At 74.6% G+C, this 8,603-nt stretch carries 4 protein-coding genes and 1 pseudogene; all 5 read left to right on the top strand.

Translation table 11 applies throughout. The features are described 5' to 3' along the window. Window positions 1–334 precede the first annotated feature (334 nt). A complete protein-coding gene (gene leuS, locus ACFXGI_RS28780; RefSeq protein ID WP_384712623.1) occupies window positions 335–3,205 on the top strand; it encodes a leucine--tRNA ligase in 2,871 nt (956 codons plus the stop codon). A gap of 166 nt (window positions 3,206–3,371) precedes the next feature. Next, complete coding sequence (locus ACFXGI_RS28775) at window positions 3,372–4,115, top strand: hypothetical protein (protein ID WP_384712620.1); 744 nt, start codon at window positions 3,372–3,374, stop codon at window positions 4,113–4,115. Between the two features lie 114 nt (window positions 4,116–4,229). Continuing rightward, a complete protein-coding gene (locus ACFXGI_RS28770; protein WP_229339788.1) occupies window positions 4,230–5,075 on the top strand; it encodes a DegV family protein in 846 nt (281 codons plus the stop codon). A gap of 98 nt (window positions 5,076–5,173) precedes the next feature. Next, window positions 5,174–6,202, top strand: coding sequence for a helix-hairpin-helix domain-containing protein (locus ACFXGI_RS28765; protein ID WP_384712616.1), 1,029 nt, complete (start codon window positions 5,174–5,176; stop codon window positions 6,200–6,202). Next, window positions 6,199–8,571 (top strand): annotated as a pseudogene (locus ACFXGI_RS28760) (ComEC/Rec2 family competence protein); the annotation flags it as partial. The gene ACFXGI_RS28765 and the pseudogene ACFXGI_RS28760, both read left to right, overlap by 4 nt. Window positions 8,572–8,603 lie beyond the last annotated feature (32 nt).

Here is an 8,603-nt window from a genome sequence, read left to right as displayed (position 1 = left end):
TAAAAAAAACATGTGCTTTATTTGTTTGTGGCTGTGCGGTGTGTGTTCTTGGTTGTTGTGACGTTTAAAAACCCCCCTACCCCCTACCCGCCCCCCCGCCCCCCCCGGGCGGGCCCCCCCCGCTTCTCGTTGTGCGCAACGGTCGAGCGGCCGCCGGACCCGCTGCGGTACCCTGGCGCCATGCGTGCCGTACGCCTTCTGCTTACCGAGCCGCGCTGATCAGTGCCGACCCTCCGAGACGGTCGGCATCGGCGCGGCGTCCCCTCCTGTGCGAGGGGTTTTTTCGTTTGGGCAGGCAGAGACGGCAGAGACGATCGATGGAGCTTCAGGAATCATGAGCGAGACGAACACCCCGGCCCCCGAGGCGGCCGAGGCGCACCGTTACACGGCTGCCATGGCCGCCGACATCGAGGCACGCTGGCAGGACGTATGGGACGCGCAGGGCACGTACGAGGCCCCGAACCCGGCCGGTGACCTGGCCGGCGACGCGACGGTCGTCGCGCGCCCCAAGAAGTTCATCATGGACATGTTCCCGTACCCGTCCGGTGCGGGCCTGCACGTCGGCCACCCGCTGGGGTACATCGCCACCGACGTCTTCGCCCGCCACCAGCGGATGAGCGGCCACAACGTCCTGCACACCCTGGGCTTCGACGCGTTCGGCCTGCCGGCCGAGCAGTACGCCGTGCAGACCGGCACGCACCCGCGCGTCTCCACCGAGGCGAACATCGAGAACATGAAGGTCCAGCTGCGCCGGCTGGGCCTGGGCCACGACAAGCGCCGCTCGTTCGCGACGATCGACCCGGACTACTACAAGTGGACCCAGTGGATCTTCCTGCAGATCTACAACTCCTGGTACGACGCGGACGCGGCCAAGGCCCGCCCGATCGCCGAGCTGGTCGCCGCCTTCGAGAACGGCTCCCGTGAGGTCCCCGGGGGCCGCTCCTGGGCCGAGCTGACCGCGGGCGAGCGGGCCGACGTGCTGGGCGAGCACCGGCTGGCCTACGCCTCGGACGCGCCCGTCAACTGGTGCCCCGGGCTGGGCACCGTACTGGCCAACGAGGAGGTCACCGCGGACGGCCGCTCCGAGCGCGGCAACTTCCCGGTCTTCAAGTCCAAGCTGAGCCAGTGGAACATGCGGATCACCGCCTACGCGGACCGCCTGCTGGACGACCTGGACGCGCTGGACTGGCCCGAGGCCATCAAGCTGCAGCAGCGCAACTGGATCGGCCGCAGCGAGGGCGCGCGCGTCGACTTCGCGGTCGGCGACGACGCCATCACGGTGTTCACCACGCGCCCCGACACCCTGTTCGGCGCCACCTACATGGTGCTGGCGCCCGAGCACGCGCTGGTCGAGAAGATCGTCCCGGCCGAGTGGCCCGAGGGCACGCACCAGCTGTGGACCGGCGGCTCCGCGACCCCCGGCGAGGCCGTGGACGCGTACCGCAAGCAGGCCGCCGGGAAGTCGGACGTCGAGCGCCAGGCCGAGGCCAAGGACAAGACCGGCGTCTTCACCGGCGCGTACGCGGTCAACCCGGTCAGCGGCGACCCGGTCCCCGTCTTCATCGCGGACTACGTGCTGATGGGCTACGGCACCGGCGCGATCATGGCCGTCCCGGCGCACGACGGCCGCGACTTCGAGTTCGCGCGCGCCTTCGAGCTGCCGATGCGCTGCGTCGTGGAGCCCTCGGACGACCGCGACGCCGACCCGGCGGAGTGGGAGGACGCGTTCTCCTCGTACGACGGCACCATCGTGAACTCGACCGGCGAGGGCGTCTCCCTGGACGGCCTGGGCGTCGTCGAGGCGAAGGCCGCCATCACGGCCTGGCTGGCCGAGCGGGGCATCGGCGAGGGGACGGTCAACTTCCGGCTGCGCGACTGGCTGTTCAGCCGCCAGCGCTACTGGGGCGAGCCCTTCCCGATCGTCTACGACGAGGACGGCGTCGCGCACCCGCTGCCGGCCTCGATGCTGCCGCTGGAACTGCCCGAGGTCGAGGACTACTCGCCGCGCACCTTCGAGCCGGACGACGCCGCCTCGAAGCCGGAGACCCCGCTGTCGCGAAACGAAGAGTGGGTCAACGTCGAGCTGGACCTGGGCGACGGGCGCGGGGTGCGCTCCTACCGGCGCGAGACCAACACCATGCCCAACTGGGCCGGTTCCTGCTGGTACGAGCTGCGCTACCTGGACCCGAACAACGCGTCGGCGCTGGTCGACCCGGAGATCGAGCAGTACTGGATGGGGCCGCGCGAGGGCGCGCCGCACGGCGGCGTCGACCTGTACGTGGGCGGCGCCGAGCACGCGGTGCTGCACCTGCTGTACGCGCGCTTCTGGTCCAAGGTGCTGTTCGACCTGGGCCACGTGTCGTCGGCCGAGCCGTTCCACAAGCTGTTCAACCAGGGCATGATCCAGGCGTACGCCTACACCGACGCGCGCGGTGTGTACGTCCCGGCGGCCGAGGTCGAGGAGCGCGACGGCGGCTGGTTCTTCCAGGGCGAGCCGGTCAAGCGCGAGCACGGCAAGATGGGCAAGTCCCTGAAGAACGCCGTCACGCCGGACGAGATCTGCGAGGAGTACGGCGCGGACACCCTGCGCCTGTACGAGATGGCGATGGGCCCGCTGGACGTCTCGCGTCCGTGGGACACCCGGGCAGTGGTGGGCCAGTACCGGCTGCTGCAGCGCCTGTGGCGCAACATCGTGGACGAGGAGTCCGGCGCGGTCACCGTCGTGGACGGCGAGCCGGGCGAGGACACCCTGCGCGCGCTGCACAAGGCGATCGACGGCGCGGGCGCGGACATGGCGGGGCTGCGCTTCAACACGGCCATCGCGAAGATCACCGAGCTGAACAACTTCCTGACGAAGGCCGGCCGCCCGCTGGAGCGCTCGGTCGCGGAGCGGCTGGTCCTGCTGATCGCCCCGCTGGCGCCGCACATCGCGGAGGAGCTGTGGCACCGCCTGGGCCACACCGACCCGGTGGTCCACCAGGACTTCCCGGTCGCGGACCCGGCGTACGTCGTGGACGAGAGCGTCACCTGCGTCGTGCAGATCAAGGGCAAGGTCAAGGCCCGTCTGGAGGTGCCGCCGGCGATCTCCGAGGGTGACCTGGAGCAGCTGGCGCTGGCCGACGAGGCGGTCGTGGCGGCGCTGGGCGGGGCCGAGATCCGCAAGGTGATCGTGCGCGCTCCGAAGCTGGTGAACATCGTCGTGTGACGTGTGACGTGTGACGTGTGACGTGTGACGTGTGACGTGTGACGCCGCGTGACCATGGTCTAGGGGTTGTCCCGTACGGGCAGGTTGGGGGTTCGATTGGAACCCCCGGCCTGCCCGTGGCGTTTACGGTGGAGGGGACGGAGACGGCAGGGGAAGGGAGCCTCTCATGGAGGCCGGCGCGTTGATCATCATCTTTGCCCTGTTGGTGCTGTTCGCCTTCCTGGGACTGGGCGCCTGGGCCACCGTGAAGGCGGTCGGGGCGGCGAAGCGCGGCGTGGACCGCACGATCACGCAGGCCCGCCGGACCGTGGAGGACACGGCGCTGAGGGCGAAGAGCTTCGGGCAGGTGGGCGTGGCGGGGGCACTGGCGCAGCTGCGGCTGGACCTGCGGACGTCGATGCGGGCCACGCAGCAGGCGCTGTACCAGGGGGTCCAGGCGGATGCCTCGCTGAAGGAGTCGATCGGGCTGTTCGAGCGGCTGAGCGCGCACGGATACGAGCTGGACGACGAGCTGAAGCGGCTGGAGCAGGAGCCGGACCGGGCGCGGATCGGCGCGATGCTGCCCGAGCTGAAGGAGCGGACCGCCAAGATCACGGAGGCGGCGGATTCGCTGCGCTGGGCCGCCCGCGACCGGGCGCGGCGCTTCGCGGAGGACGAGCTGTCGGCGCTGTCGGCGCAGATCGAGGTCGAATCCGGGGCACTGCGGGACTGGTCCCGGGAGTCGGTGGACGACCTGGCCGCGGCGGCCGCGGCCTGGGACGCGCAGCAGCCGCCCGCGGGGTCCGCAGCGCGTACTGCTTCCGCCGGGTCCGCCGGGCGGGCTCCGGAGCCCCCGGCGGCCCTGAATCCGACGCCCCCGCAGACCGGCTACCCGTGGCAGAAGGCGCCGCGGCCGGAAACGACGACCTGAGGCGCCGGCGCTTCCGAGCAGCGGCGAGTCGAAACCCTGAGTCGGAACCCTTCCCGTCCCCCCGGCCAGGGGTCGGGCTGCCGTCGCGCCCCCACGGGCGGTAACCTCCGGCTCATGTCCCGCCATGTCGCGATCGTCACCGATTCCACGGCCTACCTGCCCCAACCGGCCATGACGCGGCACGGAATCACCTCCGTCCCGCTGACCGTGGTCCTCGGCGACGAGGCCCTCGAAGAGGGCACCGAGATCTCGGCCCGCAGCCTCGCCCTGGCGCTGCAGAAGCGCCGCCCGGTCACCACCTCCCGGCCCAGCCCGGAGGAGTTCGTACGGGCCTACCGGGCGGCCGCGGAGGCCGGCGCGACCGGAATCGTCAGCCTGCACCTGTCCGCAGAGTTCTCCGGCACCTACGACGCAGCCGTCGTCGCCGCCAAGACGGCCCCCGTGCCCGTCCGGGTCGTCGACACCGGCATGGTCGCGATGGCCCTCGGGTTCTGCGCCCTCGCCGCCGCCGAGGTGTCCGAAGCCGGCGGTTCCGTCGACGAGGCGGTGGCCGCCGCCGAGAAGCGGGCAGCGGACATGTCCGCGTACTTCTACGTCGACACCCTCGACTACCTGCGCCGCGGCGGCCGCATCGGGGCGGCCCAGGCCCTCCTGGGCTCCGCCCTCGCGGTCAAGCCGCTGCTCACCCTGCAGGGCGGGCGGATCGAGATGCTGGAGAAGGTGCGTACGGCGTCCAAGGCCATCGCCCGCCTGGAGGAGCTGGCCGTGGAGCGCGCCGGGGCGGGCAGCGTCGACGTGGCCGTGCACCACCTGGCGGCGCCCGAGCGGGCCGAGAAGCTCGCGCAGCGGCTGCGCGAACGCATCCCCGGGCTCGTCGAACTGCACGTCAGCGAGGTCGGCGCGGTGATCGGCGCGCACACCGGGCCGGGGCTGCTGGCGGCGGTCGTCTCGCCCCGCTGATCACCGGAACGAGTGGCGGAGTTATCCACAGCGGCCGGGATTTCCACCGGAATTGATAACTCCGAACTGGGGTCGGGATTCGCCCCTACCGTCGTGCCATGACTCTTCGCACACGTACCTCGCCCTCCTCCGGAGCCACCAGCGGTCCCGGCCGGTCCCGTCTCTCGGACGGGAGGCTGCGCCACCGCAGGGGGCGTCCGCGTCCACACCGTCCCGAGCCCGCCGCGGTGCGCCGCCGAGCCGAAGCCCTGCTGGGCGGCGGCCCTGCGCTCGGGGGCGGGCCGCCGCTCGGCGCCGGCGCGCCGCCGTCCCCGCAGCCGGGGGTGGCGCCGGGTTCGGGGCCCGGGATCCGGTCCGTGGCCGATCCGCCGCCCGGCGGGACCCCCGTGGGGATCCCGCCGGGCGGGGAGGGCCCGCCGTCCGCGGGAGCCGGGCTCTCCGGGGGAGCCCGGCTGCGGCTCGCCGTGCGGGAGCGGCTGCCGATGTGGCTCCAGGCCCGGTGCGCGGTGGAGCCGCGCACGGTGGCCGCCGTGGGGGTGGTGCTGGCCGCCGCCGTCGCCTTCGGGGCGCAGCAGTTCTGGACCGCCCGGCCGCAGCCGGTGACCGCGCCCCCGGTGGTCGCCCCGGCGACGGCTCCGGCCCCGGGGCCGAGCCCCGGGCCCGCCGCCGGTGGCGGAGGTGCCGGCGCGCGGATCGTGGTGGATGTCAGCGGCAAGGTGCGTGATCCCGGTGTACGGCGGCTGCCCGCCGGGGCGCGGGTCGAGGACGCGCTGGCCGCCGCCGGCGGAGTGCGGCCCGGTGCGGACACGAGCGGGCTCAACCGGGCCCGGGTGCTGGTCGACGGCGAGCAGGTGGTGGTCGGCGCCCCGGCGCAGCCCGCCCCGGGCGGGCCGGGGTCCGGAGCCGGCCCGGGCGCCGGTGGCGGTGGCCTTGCCGGGCCGCTGAGCCTCGGCACGGCCACCGTGGAACAGCTCGACGGCCTGCCCGGGGTCGGCCCGGTGCTGGCGCAGCACATCGTGGAGTTCCGGACCGCCCGCGGAGGCTTCCGCTCGGTGGAGGAGCTCCGGCAGGTCGACGGCATCGGCGAGCGGCGGTTCGCCGATCTGCGCAAGCTGGTCCGGCCGTGAAGCGCCCCGAGGGGCCGGGTCCGGTGGATCTGCGCCTGGTCGTACCGGCGCTGGCCGCCTGGGCGGCGGCCGCCCTCGCCCTCGACGCACCGGTCGGCCGGACCGCCGCCGCGGCCGGGCTCGGGGTCCTCGGCGCGGGGCTGCTGCTCCTGGCCGCCTGCCTCCGTCCCGAGTCGCTGTGGCGGATCGGCCCGGCCGCGGCCGCCGCCCTGCTCTGCGCGGCCGCGGGGGCCGGGGTGGCGGGGCTGCAGCGGGCCGAGGCGCGGGCCGGGCCGGTCGTGGGGCTCGCGGGGGAGCACGCCCGGGTCCTCGCCGAGCTCACCGTCGGCTCCGATCCGCGGGCGGCCCGCGGCGGGAGCGGGCCGCCCGTGGTGGTCCTGGACGCGGTGCTGACCCGGGTGACCGGGCCCGACGGCACGCAGACCCGGGTCGAGACGCCCGTACGGGTGCTGGCCGGGCATCCGCAGTGGGCCCGGCTGCAGCCCTCCACCCGGGTCGCGGTCGTCGCCGGGCTGGCCCCGGGGCGGGCCGGGGAGCGGGCCGTGGCGTTGCTGCGCCCCGCGGGGGACACCCCGCCGCGGGTGACCGGTGCGCCCGACACCGTCCAGCGGATCGCCGGGAGGCTGCGGGCCGGGCTGCGCGAGGCCACCGGGGGACTCGCCCCGGACGCCCGGGCCCTGCTGCCGGGGCTCGTCGTCGGGGACACCTCCCGGGTGCCGCCCGACCTCGACGAGGCGTTCCGGGCCACCGACCTGCTGCATCTGCTGGCCGTGTCCGGGTCCAACCTGACCGTGGTGCTGTTCCTGCTCATCGGCCCGCCCGCCGCCGCGCAGCGGGCCGAGCGGGGCGGCCTGGCACCCCGCCTGGGGCTGTCCCTGCGGGCGACGGCCCTGTGCGGGGCCGCGCTGACCGTGGCCTTCGTGATGGTGTGCCGGCCGGAGCCGAGCGTGCTGCGGGCCGCGGCCTGCGGGGCGATCACCCTGCTGGCCATCGCCACCGGGCGGCGCAGGTCCCTGATCCCCGCGCTGGCGGCCGCCGTCCTGCTGCTGGTGCTCCACGATCCGTGGCTCGCCCGCAGCCCCGGCTTCCTGCTCTCGGTCCTGGCCACCGGGTCCCTGCTGACGCTCGGCCCGCGCTGGAGCGAAGCGCTGCGGCGGCGCGGGACGCGGCCCCGGTTCGCCGAGGCGCTCGGCGCCGCCGCGGCCGCCCAGGCGGTGTGCGCGCCGGTGGTCGCCGTGCTCTCGGCCCGGGTGAGCCTGGTGGCGGTGCCCTGCAATCTGCTCGCCGAGCTCGCTGCGGGCCCGGCCACCGTGCTCGGCTTCGCGACGCTCGCGGCGGCGCCGGTGTGCATGCCCGTCGCCGAGCTGCTCGCCCGGTGCGCCGGGGTGCCGGCCGGGTGGATCGCCGGCGTGGCCCGCATCGGGGCGCGGCTGCCGGGCGCGGAGCTGGCCTGGCCGGGCGGGCTCACCGGGGGGCTGCTGCTGGCCGCCGCCACCCTGGCCGTCGTGGGGCTCGGCGCGCGGATCAGGCACCGGCCGTGGGTGTGCTCCGCGCTGGCCGTGCTGCTGCTCCTGGCCGTACTGCGGCCGCCGCAGCTGACCCGTACGCTCACCCGCTGGCCGCCGCCCAACTGGAGCTACGTGCAGTGCGCGGTGGGGCAGGGCGACGCCGCCGTGCTCGCCGTCGGCCCGGGCACGGCCGTCGTGGTGGACGCCGGCCCGCAAGCGGGCCCGGTGGACGCGTGTCTGCGCGCCCTGGGAGTCAGCCGGGTGCCGCTGCTCCTGCTGACGCACTTTCACGCCGACCACGTCGGCGGCTTGTCCGGGGTGCTGCGGGGCCGGTCCGTGGGTGTGATTCAGACCACCACGCTGGAGGAGCCGGCTGCCCAGGCCGAGTTCGTCCGGCGGACCGCGGCGGCCGCGCGCGTACCCGTCGTGGCGGCCACGGCGGGCGAGCGGCGGCGGGCCGGGCCGCTGGAGTGGCAGGTGCTGTGGCCCTCGCCCGACGGGCCGCGGCCGGAGGGGCCCAACGACGCCAGTGTCGCGCTGCTGGTCCGCAGCGCGGGCCTGACCCTCCTGCTGCTCGGCGATCTCGAACCGCCTTCGCAGGAAGCCCTTTTGAGGGCCCGTCCGGACCTGGGACCGGTCGATGTCCTCAAGGTCGCCCACCACGGTTCCGCCCACCAGGACCCCGGCCTCCAGGACCGGATCCGGCCCCGGCTCGCGCTCGTCCCGGTCGGTGAGGGCAACCGCTACGGGCACCCGGCACCGGGCACTCTCGCACGGCTTCGGGCCATGGGCGCGACCGTGCTGCGCACCGATACCGACGGTTCGATCGCCGTGTCCGGGAGCGGTCCGGGGATGCGGGCGTTCCCCTCACGTCGTCGACGGCGCCGACACGG

Origin of the sequence: Streptomyces sp. NPDC059355 (genome assembly GCF_042752335.1) — a bacterium.
Lineage (GTDB): Bacteria > Actinomycetota > Actinomycetes > Streptomycetales > Streptomycetaceae > Streptomyces.
Note: the sequence above shows the minus strand (reverse complement) of the source record. Positions and strands in the feature narration are given on the sequence as shown.